This is a genomic window from Pedobacter nanyangensis (assembly GCF_003313505.1).
Taxonomy (GTDB): domain Bacteria; phylum Bacteroidota; class Bacteroidia; order Sphingobacteriales; family Sphingobacteriaceae; genus Pedobacter; species Pedobacter nanyangensis.
Genome location: NZ_QMHO01000008.1, coordinates 38,274 through 57,618, shown reverse-complemented (window position 1 = coordinate 57,618; position 19,345 = coordinate 38,274). Strand labels below are relative to the sequence as shown.

The window sequence follows — 19,345 nt, the reverse complement described above, 5'->3', positions numbered from 1 at the left end:
TTTTTAAATAAATGAATTTTAACTGGCGGAATTAGGAGAGCTTAATTCCGCTTTTTTTATGACATGAATGTTGAAAATGCGATAGGTGTATTTGACTCCGGATTTGGCGGTTTAACGGTTTTCAAAGCTATAGCCCAGCAAATGCCCAATTACAATTATATTTATTTAGGGGATAACGCCCGCTCGCCCTATGGTGATCATTCTTTTGATACGGTTTACCAGTACACGCTAGAATGCGTAGAATGGCTATTTGCCCAGGGTTGCCCCTTGGTGATTTTGGCGTGTAACACCGCATCCGCTAAAGCTTTAAGAAATATCCAACAGCTTGATTTGCCCAAAAAATACCCTTCAAATAAAGTGTTGGGCGTAATTAGGCCCACGGCAGAAGTAATTGGCGAGATGAGCCAAAGCAAATCAATAGGCGTATTGGGAACAAGGGGAACTGTGCGTTCCGAATCCTACTTGATTGAAATACATAAATTTTTTCCCGAAGTTAAGGTATATCAGCAAAGTTGCCCCATGTGGGTGCCACTGATCGAAAATGGCGAACATGAAAACGAAGGCGCTGATTATTTTGTTAGGAAATACCTGGATGAGTTATTGCGGCAATCAAGCCAAATAGATACAATTTTGCTGGCCTGCACACATTATCCCCTGTTGGTGCCTAAAATAAAGGCGCAAATTGGTGCAAACATTAACGTGGTAGCCCAAGGTGATATTGTAGCCAAAAGTTTGCTCAACTATCTGGAAAGACACCCTGAGGTAAATGCGCATTTAGGACAGCAAAGCATGCAGTCTTTTTACACCACCGGGGATACCCAAACGTTCGATGAACACGCTTCGGTATTTTTAGAAAGAAGCATCAAATCCATAAAAGTTAAAGTGTAACTTTTTCTTTCTCAAAAATATAACACAAAAATGATGTATCCGTAGAAAATCAAGTATTTTCTTACTAGGTTTTCATTGTGCAAAAGGGTAAATTTGCCCCTTCATTCACAATCAATGAGCGAACAAATCAAACACGAGTGCGGAATAGCCTTTATCCGCTTGTTAAAACCTCTCTCATATTACCAGGAAAAATACGGTACTGCGCTTTATGGCCTCAACAAATTATACTTGTTGATGGAAAAACAGCATAACCGTGGCCAGGACGGAGCGGGTATTGCCACCATTAAGTTAGACATGAAACCGGGCAGCCGCTATATCAGCCGCTATCGCTCCATGGCGCAAAATGCCGTTGCAGATATTTTTGGTTACGTGCAGAACAAATTTGTAGGTATACAGGAAGAAACCCCCGAACTAATGAAAGACACTGAGTTCCTAAAGCAGAACGTAAGTTTCATTGGAGAGGTTTTACTAGGGCACCTACGGTATGGCACACACGGCAAAAACAGTATCGAAAACTGCCACCCCTTTTTACGCCAAAACAACTGGATGACCAGAAATTTGGTTATTGCCGGCAACTTTAACATGACCAACGTTGATGAACTGTTGGAACAGTTGTACGAGTTGGGGCAGCATCCAAAAGAGAAAGCCGATACCGTAACCGTTTTGGAAAAAATTGGACATTTTTTGGATGATGAAAATCAGCTTCTGTTTGATGAATATAAAAAAGAAGGACTGAGCAACGTAGAAATTACCCAAAAGATATCTAAAAACCTTAACGTAGCTAATATCCTGCGTCGTTCGGCCAAAAATTGGGATGGTGGTTATGCCATGTCGGGGATTGTAGGCAATGGAGATGCCTTTGTCATGAGGGATCCCGCAGGTATTCGTCCGGCATTTTACTACGTGGACGATGAAGTAGTGGTAGCTGCTTCAGAGCGCCCCGCCATACAAACCGCATTTAAAGTGCAGATCAATAGCGTAAAGGAAATTAAACCAGGACATGCTTTGGTTATCAAGAAAGATGGAACTGTTTCGGAAGAGATGTTCCGTGAACCTTTAGAGAAAAAGGCATGCTCTTTTGAACGAATTTATTTCTCAAGAGGTAGCGACGCCGATATCTATAAAGAGCGTAAAAAACTGGGCGAGCTATTGTGCCCACAAGTATTGAAAACCGTAAACTACGATTTGAAGAATACCGTTTTCTCATTTATTCCTAATACTGCAGAGGTATCGTTTTATGGAATGGTGGATGGGTTGCATAAATACATCACGGATGTGCAGAAAGAAACTTTGTTGCAGCGCAAGGAGGTTTTGGATGATGCTGCACTGGATGATTTATTGTCAATGCGTCCTCGAGTAGAAAAATTAGCGATTAAAGATGTGAAGCTCCGTACTTTTATTACGCAGGATGCGGATAGGGGAGAAATGGTAGCTCACGTTTATGATACTACTTATGGCGTAATCAAAAACCATACAGATACATTGGTGGCCGTAGATGATTCGATTGTGAGAGGAACTACTTTGAAGCAAAGTATCATCAAAATTATTGACAGGTTGCACCCCAAAAAGATCATCATTGTATCATCCGCACCGCAAATCAGGTATCCTGATTGCTATGGCATCGACATGTCTAAGATGGGGCAATTTGTTGCTTTCGATGCAGCAATCCAGCTGTTGAAAGAAAGAGGGCAGGCAAATATCATTGAAGAAGTTTACCAAAAATGTAAAGCTTCGCTAGAATTGCCTAAAGAGGAAATTGTAAACCACGTAAAAGAGATTTACGCTCCGTTTACCCCTCAGGAAATTTCAGATCAGATTGCTAAAATCATTACTCCTGCGGAAACCGTTGCAGAAGTGGAGGTGATTTATCAAACTTTAGAAAACTTGCACGAAGCTTGTCCGCATCACGTGGGCGATTGGTATTTTTCAGGAGATTATCCAACACCAGGAGGCAACAAAGTAGTAAACAAGGCTTTTGTGAACTGGAAAGAAGGAAACAACCAAAGAGCATATTAAGCTAAATGAAACGGCAAAAATAAATGGCCGTTATTTTAACTAAGGGGAGAAATCTAGTAAGGTTTCTCCCTTTTTTATGGAAAATACTTTGCGTTATTGCGGGAGGCACTACGAAACAATCTTAAAGAAAGGTTATTTAACGTTGTGTTTCTATTTGTGGTTTATTTACAATTTCAAAACCACCTACACATGCAGGTGTAAGAATAATAGCGTAACGCTAACTTGCACAATCATTTGTTGTAAGATTGCTTCGCAAAGCCCCCAATGAAGCGCTATTAAATTCCACTAAACTAACACACTATAAATTGGCAAATCTTCTACAAAAAGAAAGCCCTTGTTTTCGTGGTCTATTTGTGCGTAATAATGGTTAAGCCCATTGGTAATTACAATCCATTTGGCTTTGTAAACAGAATTGTATCTGGCTGCCTGGTCAAAGGTAGCTTGAGTGATGTTTACCGAAGGCGCTTTACATTCTACCACCATCAATTTTTCTCCAGTATTGGTATAAATCAAAATATCGCTACGTTTCCTTGTTTGGTTAAGGTTTAAGCCTCCCTCAATTTGCATTAAACTTACCGGAAACCGTTTTTCGCTGATCAGATATTTGATGAAATGCTGCCGTACCCATTCTTCGGGAGTGAGTACCAGATGCTTCTTTCTGGCCTCATCAAAAATATAATGAATGCCATCCTTTTCGGTAATTTTAAAAGGATAAAATGGCAAGTTAAGCGGTGTAGGGTTGAATGACATTGCCCCAAAAGTAGAAAGCTAAACGCTAAAAGCCAAAAATTACTCACAATCATTCACAAATCTAAAATCGTAAATCGAAAATCGTAATTTTGGCTAATGAGCGCCGATGAAATCATCAAGGATATAAAAGCAAGAAAGTTTAAGCCAGTTTACCTTTTGCAGGGAGAAGAACCCTTTTATATAGATCAGATTGTAGATTATATGGAAGCAAACGTACTCGCTGAAGGTGAAAAAGGTTTTAACCAAACGGTTCTGTACGGAAAAGATACCGATATGGCAACCATTATGAACGCCGCAAAGCGCTATCCCATGATGTCCGAATATCAATTGATTATTGTCAAAGAGGCGCAGGATTTGAAATGGGCAAACGAAGGGACCAGCAAGGAGGCAGATTTTACACTGGCTTATTTTGAAAAACCTTTGCCAAGCACTATTCTGGTACTGGCCTATAAATATGCTAATTTTGATAAGCGTAAGAAAATTTACAAAGCCATTAACAGTAATGGAATTGTTTTTCAGAGCGACCCCGTACGCGACTATAAGTTAGTGCCATGGATAGAAGACCATATTAAAAGCAAAGGCTATAAAATAGAACCGCAGGCGGTTGCCTTGATGGCTGAATACCTGGGCACTGACCTTTCGAAGATTGCCAATGAAGTAGAAAAACTTTGTTTAAATATTGATAAGGCAACTACCATTCAAACAGACCATATCCAAAGGAATATTGGAATAAGTAAAGAATATAATGTGTTCGAACTGCAGAAAGCGTTGGCTAGCAGAAATGTGGTTAAAAGCAACCAGATCATCAATTATTTTGCGGGCAACCCAAAAGCCAATCCCATGATCATGGTCATGGCAAATCTTAATTCGTACTTTTCCAAGATATTAAAATACCACTATCTGCCCAATAAGGCTGATGCCCCAAGGGAGCTCGGCGTGAGTCCATACTTTATTAAGGATTATGAAGCTGCTGCCAGAACCTTTAGTGCCGGAAAAACTTTCGATATCATCAGCTTGCTTCGGGAATATGATCTAAAGAGCAAGGGTTTAGAGAGTACGGGCAATATTTCAGATGGCGATTTGTTGAAAGAATTGGTTTTTAAGATTCTTCATTAAGGCTCCATAGGCCCTTACGCTAAAATCTTTTAGATGTAACTAAGAAGTTATACGTAATTCTGAAATTATCGTAGCGCTAAACTTATTTTTACTCCTAGCAATTAACTTATTCAAAAAATTGATGAAGAAAAATTTATTTACCCTATTAATGGTTGCTGGTGCGGTGACTTTTGCACATGCCCAAAGACCACAAGGTGGTGGTGTGCCCAGCGATAGCACACGCAGAGCCCCAGGCGCATTTGGTGCTCCAACCGCTGCCAGAACCCAACCAAAACCTTATGATCAGGTGATCACCAATAAGGCGCTTACTCGCAAGGGAATGATCACCGCCCATAGAATTGAAGATAAATTCTATTTTGAAATTGCGGACAGTACCCTAAACAGAGATATTTTGGTGGTAAGCCGTATCTCAAAATCGGGAGCCGAGGTACGTGCTGCCCAAGGTTACGCCGGCGACCAAATTGGCAGCTCGGTAATCCGTTTTGAAAAAGGACCAAACAACCGTATTTTCATGCGTAAGGTGAGCTTTAGGGCTTACGGTGCCGATAGCACCTCGTCGATGTACCAGTCTTTGAAAAACTCAAGTGTACAGCCTATTGCCGCTGCATTTGATATTGCTGCTTATACGCCAGGCAAAAATGGTAGTGTAATTGACGTAACTACATATATCAACAGCGATAATGATATTTTCTATTTTGGCTCTTCGATGTTCAAATCTAGATTTGGCATTGGCGCACAACAAGCAGATAGAAGTTATATCCAAGATGTTAAAAGTTTCCCTACCAATGTGGAAATCAAAACCGTAAAAACTTATGCCAAGGCTGCGCAAAGCTCAGGAATGGGTGGCGGTGGCGGCATGCCTTCATTTGGTGGCGGTGGTGCCCCAACAGGTTCCGTTACTTTAGAATTGAACACTTCATTGGTGATTTTACCTAAAGTTCCTATGAAACCTCGTTATTTCGACCCTCGTGTAGGCTACTTCGCAGTAGGCTATACTGATTTTGATTTAAACCCACAAGGTGTTAAAGAGGTTGAATTGGTGAAACGTTGGAGATTAGAGCCAAAGCCGCAGGATATGGCCAAATATAAACGCGGCGAATTGGTAGAGCCGGCTAAACCTATCGTTTTTTATATTGATCCGGCTACGCCGAAAAAATGGGTGCCATATTTAATTGCAGGAGTTAACGATTGGCAAAAAGCTTTTGAAAAAGCTGGCTTTAAAAATGCGGTAATAGGTAAAATGGCTCCAACAAAAGCACAGGATTCTACCTGGAGTTTGGATGATGCACGTAACTCTGCCATCGTTTACAAACCCTCAGAAATTCCTAATGCAAGCGGACCGAGTATTTCAGACCCACGTACCGGCGAGATCATGGAAAGCCATATCAACTGGTACCATAATGTGATGAAACTGGTTCGTGATTGGTATTTTATCCAAACGGCAGCAGTGGATAAAAGAGCCCGTACTGTTAACTTTAGCGATGAATTAATGGGCGATTTGATCCGTTTTGTATCTTCTCACGAAGTGGGCCATACTTTAGGATTACGCCATAACTATGGCTCAAGCTCATCTGTACCGGTAGAAAATTTACGTAACAAGAAATGGGTAGAAGAAAATGGCCACACGCCATCAATCATGGACTATGCTCGTTTCAACTATGTGGCACAGCCAGAGGATAACATTTCTAAATCAGGTTTGTACCCTCGCATTGGCGATTATGACAAATGGGCAATTGAGTGGGGATATAGATATTTCCCTGATAGCAAAACGGTAGCTTCTGATATGAAAATATTAGATAAGATGACTGTTGAAGCTGCTAAGAACAGACGCTTGTGGTTTGGTACCGAGATCAACCCTGATGATCCGCATTCACAAAATGAGGATTTAGGTGATAACGCCATGAAAGCTAGTGATTATGGTATCAAAAACTTAAAGGTAATTTTAGCCAACCTCAAAACTTGGACTAAACAACCTGGAGAGAACTATGATGAACTAGGTAATATGTACGGCCAGTTAACTACTCAGTTTGGCCGTTACGTTGGCCACGTAAGCAAAAACATTGGCGGTATCTACGAAAACCCTAAAACAGTAGACCAAGAAGGTTTGGTGTATGAGCGTACTCCTGCGGCAACTCAAAAAGAAGCCATGGAATTTTTAAACAGGCAAGTATTTACTACACCAAAATGGTTGTTAGACCAGTCTATTTTAGATAATATTAACGAAAGCCCACTGGTAGTCGTTTCTAGATTGCAAAATGCGGCTTTATCACGCATTGTTTCCACCAGAGTTTTAGGCAACTTAATTGTGGCCGAAGCTACTGACGGTGCTACTGCTTATAAAATCTCTGATTTATTTAAGGATCTGAATGCTTCAATTTTCACGGAGCTGAAAGGTGGAGCAGCAATTGATGTTTACCGCCGAAACTTACAAAAAGCTTATGTAGATAGATTAATTGCCATTGTAAACCCTCCTGCTGCTCCTACTGGTACGGCGGCTGCTTTTGGCCGAGGTGCTGGTGCGCCTACAGGTTTAACGGCCAGCCAAACTGATGCAATTTCAGTGGTTAAGGGGCAATTGCGTGAGTTGGATAAAGCCATCAAAGCAAGTTCACAGGCAGATACTTTAAGTAAATATCACTTAGAGGATTTATCTGACCGTATTGAGCAAGCATTAGAGAAGAAAAAATAATCTTTTGATTTGTTGCATACCGCAGTCCCCTTGGATAGCTCCAAGGGGATTTTTTATATGCGATGGCTTTGTGATTTTGGCCGTAACAAAGAATCTCTTTTTCGCAAGCACTTTATCCAAAAAATGCCCGCATTTTTCCATCCTTAAGCGTTACCTCGGCAAAACTTTTTCGAAAGCTTTTCTGGCTGCGCCCCTAAAATATACTTCGCCACAATAGGTATAAGCTAGTTTTTCCAAGATCCTCAACATGGCCATGTTATCAAAATTAGTATCAACTTTAATGCTGTACACCTTTTTCTCCAGGCAAAGGCCTTCAACCATTTGGAAAAATTTGGTGGCAATGGATTTCCCTTTGGCCAGCGGCGAGGCGGCAACACGGTGGATCACCACATAATCTTGATTGCTTAACCATTTTCCCACGATGTTCTCGTAGGCGGGTTCTGTACCAAATATCACAGCTGCATACAATAGTACAGTGCCTTTTTCTTCAATGATATAGCCATAGCCCTGTTCAATGTCTGCTTGTATGGTGTTTTCATTGGGGTAGCCATCTTGCCACTGTGTACTCCCATCGGCTTTTCTCTGCGCAATGGCGTATTGGATAATTTCCCAAATTTGGTTTATTTCTGTGGATTTCGCTTTTCTTAAAATCATGACATCGGTTTTTCCAGTGTTAACAAGACAGCTAGGTAATTAATGGGCGAAGTTTTTTAGGAAGGGCCAAAACCCAAATCAATGCGTAAGAAACTAGATACGTAATTATCGATATTGAAATGATGTACATCAGCAGCCATAACGGCGAATTTTTATCAAAGGTAAGATAGGCCGTAAAACGATAAACATAATGTAGTACTAATACATGCACCAAGTAAATGCCGTAGCTATGCTTGTCCAAATTAATGGAAAGCTTGCTGGAATTGTGCAATAAGCTTTTTCCCGACAGAAAAATGCCTATAGAAAGCAGGCAAACATTTGGCGACAGGTAGTTATAATAAGTTATGTTAAGATGGTTTTGTTTCACGGAAAGGTAACTGGTGGACAGGAAAGTTAGTGCAGCCCCAAACACAAAGCACATTAAATATAGATTGTTTTTAGGCCTGGAGGTGCTTACATGCTTGTCTAGATAGTAACCTAATATAAAATAGCCCAAATATCTGCTAAAATATAAAACTTCTACGCTGGGCAAATATTTGGCTACGTTGGTGTTGATCAATAGCGTAACTGCCCATAAAAACAGGAAGTATTGTAGTTCTTGTTTGGTACTGTTTTGAGCCCATTTCCTAATAATGGGAACAAACAGGTAAATGCCCAAAATCATGTACACATACCACAAATGATAATAGGTGCCTTTAAGTAGTTTATTAAAGAGTGTTTGCAAAAGTTGCAGCATTGAAAGCTTTTGGAAGCTGCCTGCATATACAAAAACGAAATAAACAATGCTCCAAAATAAAAACGGGAGCAACACCCGCTTTAAGCGTTTGGATAGGAAAGTGCTCAATGGTTCGCTGCGGTCAAGCAATACTGCTCCAGAAATCATCACAAATACAGGAACACCAAAGCGGAGCATCGAATCCAGCAGGTTGGCCAATTGCCACGAGGCAAAGCTGATTTTGTTGAATTGTAGCACAAAAGGGGCGGCTACATGCAGTAAAATAACTGCAAAGGTGGCAATGTTCCTCAAGTTGCTGATGTAGTTTTTCAATCTGCTGTTTTGTGCGTCAAAAATAGGAATATTTAACGTAAAGCTTTTGGCGAAAACTAAAGATCGTTGTTGAAGGGAAAATATAACCACATAGGTCGTCATTTTGCCATTATAACAGACAATAATAATTTTAGTGCGATGGGTTTACGATGTGTGTATGTGGTTCATTTGGAGGTGTAGACCCTCTAAAGCGTAAATACAACTACATAGAAGCGATATAGCGCTCGAAAATGATGTGGTTTTTGAAGCACAGGCCTTTGTGCATTAAACCTGATTGAACGGTTAGCCCACAGCGGAGTGAAACGTAGCGAGGACTAAAAGAGAAAGCAGGACTAACATGGTTAAGGGTACTGGTCCTGCTTTTCTAAATATGGATTAGCTTGTATGGCTAAAATGGTAAATATTAGTGGCTTGGTGCTGCGGCATCAACACGTTTAATTTGGGCCCCAAGGGCGCGCAAACGGGTGTCGATATCCTGATAGCCACGCTCAATTTGCTCAATGTTGAAGATGGTTGATTTCCCTTCGGCAGACAGGGCCGCGATTAACAGGGAAACACCCGCTCTGATATCTGGCGAAGTCATGCTGATGCCACGTAGCTTATACTTTTTGTCGATACCGTTCACGGTGGCACGGTGCGGGTCGCAGAGGATAATTTGCGCCCCCATGTCAATCAGTTTATCAACAAAGAATAAGCGGCTTTCGAACATTTTTTGGTGGATCAGTACGTTGCCTTTAGCTTGTGTGGCCACTACCAAAACAATGCTCAGTAAATCTGGCGTAAAGCCCGGCCAAGGGGCGTCGGCAATGGTAAGGATAGAGCCATCAATAAAGGTGTCCAGTTCGTAGTGCTTTTGAGACGGCACATAAATGTCGTCGCCACGGCGCTCCAGTTTGATTCCCAGTTTTTTAAACACCTCTGGAATAATGCCCAGCTCATCGTATTGCACATTTTTAATGGTGATTTCCGATTCGGTCATGGCTGCCAAGCCAATAAAGGAACCAATTTCAATCATATCAGGCAACATGCGGTGTTCGGTTCCGCCCAGTTTTTTAACGCCTTCGATGGTTAGCAGGTTAGAGCCAATGCCACTAATTTTGGCGCCCATGCGGTTCAGCATTTTGCAAAGCTGTTGCAGGTAAGGCTCGCAGGCGGCGTTGTAGATGGTGGTAGTACCTTTGGCCAAAACGGCTGCCATTACAATGTTGGCCGTTCCCGTTACCGAGGCCTCGTCTAACAAAATGTAAGTGCCCTTAAGGTTGGTGGCATCTACATTGAAGAAAGATTTTTTACTGTCGTAAACAAATTTGGCGCCCAATTTCTCGAAGCCTAAAAAGTGGGTGTCCAAACGGCGGCGGCCAATTTTATCGCCTCCCGGTTTAGGGATAGCCGCCTTGCCAAAACGGGCCAATAATGGTCCTACGATCATGATAGAGCCACGTAGGCTACCACCTTTTGATTTAAAAGTTTCCGACTGGAAGAAGTCCAGGTCGATATTTTTAGCTTCAAATGTGTAGGTGTCTTTGCTTAATCGCTCAACTTTTACGCCTAAATCAGCTAAAAGATCAATCAGTTTATTGACGTCTTTAATATCAGGAATATTGCTGATGGTTACCTTTTCTTCGGTTAACAATACTGCCGATACAATTTGTAGAGCCTCGTTTTTGGCTCCCTGGGGGGTAATTTCGCCCTTTAATTTTTTACCACCAATAATTTCAAATGCGTTCATTGCAATAATTTTCTGGTTAATGTCTCTGTTTATTATTGTTATTATTGTTGTTGCGCTGACGGTTCTTTTTATTGTTCTGACGACCGCGATTATTGTTTTGTCGGTTGTTTTGAGATTTGAACTCCACTTTTTGAAGGTTCACATGCTCTTCCAAGGTTAAAGCACCTCCCGAAAGTTCTCTCAGGTTTTTAATGATCACCTCATCGGCAACATTATCCTTATTCCATTGTACATAAGCCATTTTCATGAAATTGGCAATGCCTTGCACCATGGCCGCTTTGCGTTCTGGATTGGGCTCTTCAATGGCATTGGCAATCAGTTTTTCAACCGTTTTGCCGTAGTGCTTGTATTTAATGCGTTGGTGCGGATAGCCAATGTGTGCTGGCCTAAATTCCTTCGTTTCAGGCGTAGGTTTAGGGTAGGGGCTGTCCACATCAATCTGGTAGTTGGAGATAATGTGCAGATGGTCCCAAAGCTTGTGCTTAAAATCGGCTACATCACGCAAATGCGGGTTTAAAAAGCCCATCAAATCAATCACGGCCTGTGCATATTTGTTACGTTCTTCTTTGGTAGGCAGGGTAATAATGTACTTTACCATGTTTTGTACGTTACGTCCGTACTCGGCCAAAATCAATTCGCTTCTGGTGGTATTATAATCAAAATTCATTTTAATAAAATTAACGGTTATAGGTTATTTCAATCTTATCACAATTTGAAAAACGGTGTTAGGCATTTCATGGCCAGGGCAGCCCTGCTGTACGTTGCAATCTTTTTGCTAACGTTAATGCTAAAAACCTCACAGGTTTTTAAAACCTGCGAGGTTTGTGGTACGCAGGTGTCACAAAAAGTATTTTCACTACCATCAGGTTTATTAAACAAGGGCCTGTCCAAAACAGCCATTGCTTATTCCTTTATTGTTGCAAAAACCGAAATAACTCAATGATCTTTTCTTACCATTATGAAATAACTGAAACAGAAGTTACAGACTAAGGGAAAACCCTCAACTTCCAAAGATGTTTTCAGTTATGAAATTCACCGGAATGGCTTGTTGCTCGCAAAGATAGTAAAGTTTTGGGGAATAAGTGATAAGTTTAGGGGTACAAGTTCAGGTTTTGTAATGCCATTGGTGTTTCGTCATTTCCGGGGACAGCAAAAACATCTTTGGAGATGCCGGTTTACAACATTGTCCTAAATTGGGGCCGTTTCGTTGTTGAATAACTTCGGGCATAATTAGTGCTTGAAACTAATCCCCAAAAAACAACTACTTCACTATTCTTAACTTCGCAAACTTTAGCAATAATTGTTTATTGCCCAAACCTTGGAAAAACACCGTTGCTTTAACATCAGGCAGTATTCCTTCGAGCTGTACAATTTTTCCGAAACCAAATTTTTCGTGTTCTACTTCCATGCCATTCTGAAATTCATGCGCTGCATTGGGGGTAAAGCCAGCGGTTGGTACGTGCGCTTTGGGTAGGATAGAGGTTGTTGGTTTGGGTTTAAATGCCGTTTGTTGCGAAGCAGGTTTTGGCTGAAGCTCCCTTTGTTGGCTCCATGTTTTGCGCTCTGTATCAAAACCGCCACTGCTAAAGCTAGGTTTGGCCTGTTTAATGGCATCTAACTCCAGGTATTTAGGGCTAATTTCATTGATAAAACGGCTAGGTTCACACGAAGTTAATTGTCCCCAACGGTAACGTGAGGTAGCGTAAGTTAAAGTCAGTTTTTTCTCGGCTCTGGTAATGGCTACGTAGAACAAACGGCGCTCTTCTTCCAGGTCGGTTCTCGAGGTCAGCGACATTTGCGATGGGAACAGGTTTTCTTCCAAGCCAACCACAAACACATTTTTAAATTCCAAACCTTTGGCCGAGTGGATGGTCATTAAAGAAACCGTATCTGCGTCTTTGTCCTTGTCTTTATCATCATTGGTTAACAAGGCCACATCTTGCATGAAAATTGCTAAGCTACGGTCTTCAATATCTTCACGTTCGGAAAACTCTTTAATACCGGCCAATAACTCCTGGATATTTTCGTACCGGGCCCTGCCTTCCACGCTATCATCGCTGTGCAGTTCTTTTAAAATGCCTGAGTGTTGCGCAATGTATAACGCCGTTTCGTAGGCATCTAATTTTTTTGATTCTGCAGCAAACGCTCTGATCATCATGGCAAAATCATTCAGTTGGCTAGGTATGCGTCCGCCCAAGTATTGTTGCGGATTACAGATCACTTCCCACATCGTAATGCCATGCTCGTTGGCTGCTACCGATACTTTTTCCAAGGTAGTATCGCCCAAACCACGGCGGGGGTAATTGATTACACGTTTCAGCGCTTCCTCATCGGCAGGGTTAAAAGTTAAACGGAAATAGGCAATCAAATCCTTGATTTCCTTGCGTTGGTAGAAAGAAAGTCCACCGTAAATTTTATAAGGAACATTGAGCTTACGCAAAGCTTCCTCCATGGCCCTACTTTGTGCGTTGGTACGGTAAAGGATCGCAAAATCGGTATAGTTAAGGCCATTTCCCGTACGTTCCTGTACAATGGCCTCGGCCACTAATTTACCCTCTTCGTTATCGGTAAAAGCCCTTGATATCTTGATTTTATCGCCCTGCTCATTAGCCGAGAATACATTTTTCTCTAACTGGTTTTTGTTATTGGCAATGATGCTGTTAGCCACTTCAACGATGTTTTGCGTAGAACGATAGTTCTGCTCCAATTTGTAAACCTTCAAATCCGGATAATCACGTTCGAAATTGAGGATGTTCTGGATATTTGCTCCACGGAAAGCGTAAATGCTTTGTGCATCATCGCCCACTACACATAAATTTTCATGCGCTGCGGCAAGTTTTTTTACAATGGTGTATTGGGAAAAGTTGGTATCCTGATACTCATCTACCATCAAATATTTAAACTTGTGCTGGTACTTGTGCAGTACCTCTGGATGTTTTTTGAGTAGCACGTTGGTCTTGAACAATAAATCGTCGAAATCCATGGCACCCGCTTTGTAGCAACGTTTGGCATAGGTTTCGTAAATTTTGCCTAACTCGGGTCTTTTATTGCCAATATCTTCTGCCTGTATGGTAGGGTTATTGACATATTCGGCAACGGATATGAGATTGTTTTTTGCCTGGGAAATACGGTTGTAAACAATATTTGCGGCATACAGCTTGTCATCTAGCTGCATTTCTTTAAGGATAGTACGGATTAAACTTTTGCAATCATCGGTGTCGTAAATGGTAAAATTGCTGGGATAACCGATTTTTTCCGCTTCCACACGTAAAATTTTGGCAAACACCGAGTGGAAAGTTCCCATCCAAATGCTTTTGGCATCGGCACCAACCACTTTTTCGATACGCTCACGCATTTCCTTACTGGCTTTGTTGGTAAAGGTTAATACCAAAATATTGAACGGATCAACACCTTTCTGTATCAAATGTGCCACACGATAGGTAATTACCCTCGTTTTTCCTGAACCTGCACCGGCTACAATCATTGCCGGACCTTCGGTATTCTCTACTGCTGCTCTTTGCTGTGGGTTTAATCCTGCTAAATAATCCAAAATCTTATATCCTTTTTAAAGCCCAAAAATAACAAAAGCAGAGCGCTTATTAAAGTTAAAAATGGAGGTGTTGAAAGTTTAAAGCACCCATTTGGGTTATGCTTTCCACTTTTTGCCTTATATTTTTGAATATTTAACTTTATGACAAAATAGCATGATTGTGCTTAGGAACAGAATTTGATAGGTAAGGGTATGGATGATAAAAAAATAAACATAGATTTTAACGATATTCCTGAAGGGAGCAATGCCGATGTATATGCAAACTTTAAGGAAAAGCTGGAAAATGTACAAAGCTTTCCGGGAACTTATACCTTCAAGTTCATCATTACCGGTGACCATACCAAAATTGAGGAACTAAGGGCGGTTTTGCCTAACGACGAGTTTGTAGAAAAGCCTTCCAAAACGGGTAAATACATCGCTATTACAGTGAATAAGCAGGTGCAAAATGCTGATGAAGTAGTGGATATTTACAAGCAGGCCAGTGCCATTAAAGGAATTATGCTGCTTTAGGAGTTGAAAGCTGTTTATTACCACCTTATACGTTTAATAATATCTTAGTTTTTGAACCATTAAGGCATTAAGGAACATTAAGTTTTTAGCTCGGTTATTCCTTAATTATCTTAAATGCTCTTAGGTGTTTTAGGTGGTTTTTATGTTAATAACCTGATGTAACACCTCGCTAACCTGCTTAGCTTTATCCAATACCATCAAATGCCCACCGTTTTCAATAGCGATAGCCTTTTCAGCATTTTTAAAAGGAAGTAATTTGTCCTTAGTTCCATGGATATGTTGTAAGTGCGAGTGTAAGTGAGTGTTTTTCCAAGTGACAATGATGTTAATGGCCCATTTTAGAAAATCGAGGTCGGTATCAGCTAATACTCTCTTGAATAAGTCTTTATCGCTTTTACGAATCACCCCAAATAACCATCTGTTTAAAGCATGGTCTTTTTTCAGGAATGAATAGGGGATCAATCGATGTAAATTAAGTTGACCCACTAATCGATAAATGAATGGGATTTCCGCTCTTGTTTTTAATGAAGAAATTAAGATGAGCTGCTCAACAGGAATTATTTTAGCAAGCTCGGTAGCAATAATACCCCCAAACGATAGGCCTATAAGAATTGGGTTTTTGCTTAGGACTTGTTCACTTATTCTTTGAGTATAGTGGATGATGGTTTCATTGGCTAAGGGTTTGATCCATTGTACAAACGTGACGTCTAAATCTTTAAAATCTAAATATCTGAACACCTTCTCATCTGCTCCTAATCCGCTTAGTATATAGATTTTCTTCATTTGCTTGGGGGTTGAGTATAGTTATTTGCTATCTTAATGTATTTAAGAACATCTTAATTTCTTAATGATTACTTTTTTGCTACATCAGACATTTAAGTTTATTTTTTGATAGAGTTAATCTTTACTCCTTGTTCTTTGCTCTTTATTCCTCAAACCCTTCTACATCCACTCTTCATCACTGCTTTCTACTTGATAAAGCCAATAATTCACTAATGTGTTTATTTCGGTGAAGTTTCCGTAGCCGAAGGAAATGCTACCCGCTGCGGTGTGAAAGGTTACATGCCCAATATCTAGCTTTTTGTGCCAAGGATATTGTGAAGTGCTAATGGATTGTATTTTATGGGGCTCTATAATTTCTTGGGAAATGTCCCATATGCCACTTTGTTTAATGATGTAGTTTTCAGATACTGTGATGCGATGTTTGGTATAACCGATGTAGGTCATAATGAATGCAATGACAAAATAAGCGACAGCCAGCGGATAATATGCGCTTACTTCCGGAATAAAATAGTAGAAGGTGCTGTAGATCAACATCTGCAAAAACACTTGGAATAAAACAGGTAGGTTAAGGTAACGCCAATTTGGTTTAAATGTACTGCCTTCCTCGGGCAGTTTATCCAGAATCATCCTTAAAAGCTCATCTTTTTCTGCTGCGCTACAACCAGGAATTTCCGTGTTGTTGTTCTTCATTTCCTTTTCCGATTGCTCGCGGCCCGCATGAGCTTGCTTTAACAGCATCTTGAACAGGCCAATTTTCTTTTGCAGATAGTTTTGACTATACTCGGTAATTTGCACCTTATTGGGGTGAAGCAGGGTATTTTTCTTGGTTAACAGTCCAGCAGAAATTAACAATGATTGACTGTGCTTGCTTAGTTGAAAGTCGAAATATTTTATAAAAGTCTTGATGATGTTGGTGGCCAACAGTAGCACTGCAATGGCAGCCAATAGAATGCCAATAGAGAACAAGGTAAAACCACTTTTAACAAATTGTTCTATTTGTCCGTTGTCGTTGTCAAAAGCTTTAAGCAATTCTTTGATATTGTGAAAAGCCGCATAACCAAAACCAATTAACAAGGCAAAACTTTGTCCATAATTGCTGGTAAGACCAATTTTTAACAAGGTCGAGGCCTTAATCTTAATCAAAGGAATATCAGTGTTCGTTGAAGTTTCTATACCGATTTCCTGAACTGCGGGCGCTTGTTGTCCATGCAATAAATGCTGTCGCAATGCTTGCGCAATTTCCCCGCTAATGGCTCTAATGTCAACCTCTTTGCTGTCTGCGCCAGCGGTATCAATTTGCAATTGATAAACGCCAATTAACTTCTGCAAAAAACCTTGGTTAATATTTACCTGCTGTATTTTTTCTACGGGAATGGTTAAATGTTTACGGCTAAAAATGCCCTTTTCAATCACAAACTCCTGTTTAAGGGGATTAAGGTAGAAAGTGAACTTGAGGTAGTACAAATAGCCGTACACCAATGCCAGCACTACCAATGCGATAATACCAAATGCCGTATATAATAGTGCTGTTTTATTGGCTTTAACAATGAAAAGTGCCAAAGGGATAAACATGGCCCTTACCAAATGCTGCGCCACATATGCGCCATTGATAATGATGCCTGCAGCAGATTGTCGTTGAGGTTGGCTAAAATCTAAAGACATTATTCGTTTTCTGCTTTGGTGTTAATGTCCAATCGTTGTACCAGCGCTTCTTTGAAGGCTTTGGCTTGTTCTATTTCAATTCCTGCAATGTGCATGTCGCCGCTTGAACCACTAGCTGTATAAATTTGTAGCGTACCCAAACCGAACATCCTCGAGAACATTCCTTCGTTTAGGGCCACATGTTGGATGCGATTTAAAGGAATAATGGTCGTTTTTTCGGCAACGATGCCGCTTTTGTACAAAACATCTTTTTCTCTTAAGGCGAAGCCTCTTTTTTTAAAACTCGCACGAGAAATTAAGTATAGCAATGCCGCAAAAATGATATAGAGCGAGGTCCATAAGATCCAATTGATACGTACACTTTCATTAAAAAGAATAAATATACCAAGACCAATTGCGATCAATAACAAGAAAATAAATAGGTTAATGACAATGACCTTCCAGTATTTTGGGTCTGGATTGGCTAATGTCGTTTCTTCGTATTTGGGAAGCGTGTTTAAATCTATCGTTTCGTTAGTGAAATATTGCATGCGGTAAATTTGTAGAATTGAAAGATAGTTGTTTCGATAATGATTTGGGAGTGATCTATTATTCTGCCGTTTTGAAGTTGATCAAATAAGCTTTCAAGGGAATGCCCGCCTCATTTCTAAAACTCTCGGTAACTACACTTTGATAATGCCTGTTGGGTTCAAGCTTTACTTCATAACTGAAAGATTTTTTATCTTCCGAAAAGCCAAGTACTTTTTGTACCATTAACACATTTTTTTCGCCAGTTGGCCCATAATCAAAACCTCGATAGTTGACGTTCATTGGCTGCGAAAAGTATAAGGTTACCGTTTTGGTGTTCACATTTACATTTTGGCTATTATTCTCAAATTCTTTGATGCCGATCACCTGTGGCCTCGATTTTTCGAAGGCTTCTTTATAAACCGCTAAAGGTTTTGCAAAATACTTCGACTTTTCTACAAAGGCAACCAGTTCCTCTTCTTTGTTGTAGTCCAGCTCGATCATTTCTTTGATGGCGGCTTTTTTATTCTTTGACTGGTTGTAGAACTGCTCGCAAATAGCATAGCCTACGTAATAACCTAAATCACGCATCTTAAACTGGTTGGCCAAACTGTTGTATAGCCAGTTCGCCATCGAACTTGAGAACATTTCTTTTTCAAACGCAACTTTTATTTGCGCATCATTAACTTTTCCAAATGCTATTTGTGGATTGGGAGAGGCTGCCTTTAAAGATTTTTCTGCCAACAATTCGGCAACGCCTTCGATAACCACCTGAGCTAACAACGTATTGCCGATAGTACTTTTTTGTTGGGTATGCACATACTCATGCGTATTGGTAAAAACCAACCCGCCAATAGGCCTGGTTTTAAAGAAGCTAGGTAAGTGCGGGAAATCCTTTTGAATTTCTTCGGTATTGGTTTGCTCGTCGGCCATCGAAATCTCGGCACCAATTAATACTTTGTTGGCAAGTGTAGTGCCGCCGGTACGTAGTGCACCAATGCTAAAGTAAATACTGGCTGGTTTCAGCTCGGGATACAGTTTTCGAAGCAATACCATGGCTTTCTCAATTTCCTTGGCATAACCATCGGCTTTTAGGGTGTTGTTTCTAACAGATGCCCAAAATTTCGGATAGTTTTTAATGGCATATACAAAGCCCTGTGCATGGTAGTTCCTTACCCGCATGAGCGCTTTTAAGCCAGGGGTCCCTTTTTGGATATAAAGTTGGTTGATTAAATCAATTTGCCTGGCGCTATCGGTAGTGAGTTTGATTTGATCGTAAGCTTGCCAAAAATTTTTGATATCGGTAGTAATGATCTGCTGTTGCGCCGAAGCTATATTCATACAAATTAGCAAAAGGCTGGCGAGGAATAGGGTTTTTTTCACGAATGTGTATAAAGTTAGCAATAGGTTTATGTTGCTAAACTAATTAATTTTTTACTCCCT

General features: G+C 40.6%; 15 protein-coding genes. 5 read left to right on the top strand and 10 right to left on the bottom strand.

Annotated features, from left to right (window positions below):
• The first annotated feature begins 63 nt into the window (after positions 1–63).
• Both murI and DUT71_RS13850 read left to right on the top strand, forming a co-directional pair.
• Entirely contained in the window at positions 64–888 is an 825-nt protein-coding gene (murI, locus tag DUT71_RS13855; protein WP_113663142.1) for a glutamate racemase, read from the top strand.
• A 114-nt stretch (positions 889–1,002) separates the two neighbouring features.
• Positions 1,003–2,904, top strand: a complete 1,902-nt coding sequence (locus DUT71_RS13850; RefSeq protein ID WP_113663141.1) for an amidophosphoribosyltransferase — start codon at positions 1,003–1,005, stop codon at positions 2,902–2,904.
• Positions 2,905–3,189: 285 nt separating this feature from the next.
• Here DUT71_RS13850 and DUT71_RS13845 read toward each other — a convergent pair whose 3' ends face one another.
• On the bottom strand, positions 3,190–3,654 hold the full coding sequence (locus DUT71_RS13845; protein WP_113663140.1) for a type I restriction enzyme HsdR N-terminal domain-containing protein: 465 nt from the start codon (positions 3,652–3,654) through the stop codon (positions 3,190–3,192).
• 96 nt (positions 3,655–3,750) lie between these two features.
• Between DUT71_RS13845 and holA the strand changes: the two genes are divergently transcribed.
• Both holA and DUT71_RS13835 read left to right on the top strand, forming a co-directional pair.
• Positions 3,751–4,770: a DNA polymerase III subunit delta gene (gene holA / locus DUT71_RS13840; RefSeq protein ID WP_113663139.1), complete on the top strand. Its 1,020-nt coding sequence runs from the start codon at positions 3,751–3,753 to the stop codon at positions 4,768–4,770.
• 121 nt (positions 4,771–4,891) lie between these two features.
• Complete coding sequence (locus DUT71_RS13835; RefSeq protein ID WP_113663138.1) at positions 4,892–7,459, top strand: zinc-dependent metalloprotease; 2,568 nt, start codon at positions 4,892–4,894, stop codon at positions 7,457–7,459.
• A 150-nt stretch (positions 7,460–7,609) separates the two neighbouring features.
• Here DUT71_RS13835 and DUT71_RS13830 read toward each other — a convergent pair whose 3' ends face one another.
• The 5 genes from DUT71_RS13830 to DUT71_RS13805 form a co-directional block, all read right to left on the bottom strand.
• A complete protein-coding gene (locus DUT71_RS13830; RefSeq protein ID WP_113663137.1) occupies positions 7,610–8,113 on the bottom strand; it encodes a GNAT family N-acetyltransferase in 504 nt (167 codons plus the stop codon).
• 31 nt (positions 8,114–8,144) lie between these two features.
• Positions 8,145–9,251: an acyltransferase gene (locus tag DUT71_RS13825; protein WP_162796047.1), complete on the bottom strand. Its 1,107-nt coding sequence runs from the start codon at positions 9,249–9,251 to the stop codon at positions 8,145–8,147.
• A 313-nt stretch (positions 9,252–9,564) separates the two neighbouring features.
• Entirely contained in the window at positions 9,565–10,890 is a 1,326-nt protein-coding gene (gene murA, locus DUT71_RS13820; protein ID WP_113663135.1) for a UDP-N-acetylglucosamine 1-carboxyvinyltransferase, read from the bottom strand.
• 16 nt (positions 10,891–10,906) lie between these two features.
• Complete coding sequence (locus tag DUT71_RS13815) at positions 10,907–11,557, bottom strand: DUF4290 domain-containing protein (RefSeq protein ID WP_113663134.1); 651 nt, start codon at positions 11,555–11,557, stop codon at positions 10,907–10,909.
• 594 nt (positions 11,558–12,151) lie between these two features.
• A complete protein-coding gene (locus DUT71_RS13805; protein ID WP_113663132.1) occupies positions 12,152–14,440 on the bottom strand; it encodes an ATP-dependent helicase in 2,289 nt (762 codons plus the stop codon).
• A 192-nt stretch (positions 14,441–14,632) separates the two neighbouring features.
• Here DUT71_RS13805 and DUT71_RS13800 point away from each other — a divergent pair, with 192 nt between their 5' ends.
• Positions 14,633–14,950: a DUF493 domain-containing protein gene (locus DUT71_RS13800; protein WP_113663131.1), complete on the top strand. Its 318-nt coding sequence runs from the start codon at positions 14,633–14,635 to the stop codon at positions 14,948–14,950.
• A gap of 129 nt (positions 14,951–15,079) precedes the next feature.
• Here the strand turns inward: DUT71_RS13800 and DUT71_RS13795 are convergent, their stop codons facing one another.
• From DUT71_RS13795 to DUT71_RS13780, 4 genes are all read right to left on the bottom strand, one after another.
• Positions 15,080–15,733 (bottom strand): alpha/beta fold hydrolase, encoded by a 654-nt coding sequence (locus DUT71_RS13795; RefSeq protein ID WP_113663130.1) that lies wholly within the window; start codon positions 15,731–15,733, stop codon positions 15,080–15,082.
• 159 nt (positions 15,734–15,892) lie between these two features.
• Positions 15,893–17,395: a PH domain-containing protein gene (locus DUT71_RS13790; RefSeq protein ID WP_113663129.1), complete on the bottom strand. Its 1,503-nt coding sequence runs from the start codon at positions 17,393–17,395 to the stop codon at positions 15,893–15,895.
• A complete protein-coding gene (locus DUT71_RS13785) occupies positions 17,395–17,925 on the bottom strand; it encodes a PH domain-containing protein (protein WP_113663128.1) in 531 nt (176 codons plus the stop codon). The genes DUT71_RS13790 and DUT71_RS13785 overlap by 1 nt, the downstream gene beginning before the upstream one ends.
• Before the next feature lie 58 nt (positions 17,926–17,983).
• On the bottom strand, positions 17,984–19,243 hold the full coding sequence (locus tag DUT71_RS13780) for a DUF2268 domain-containing putative Zn-dependent protease (protein WP_113663127.1): 1,260 nt from the start codon (positions 19,241–19,243) through the stop codon (positions 17,984–17,986).
• Positions 19,244–19,345 lie beyond the last annotated feature (102 nt).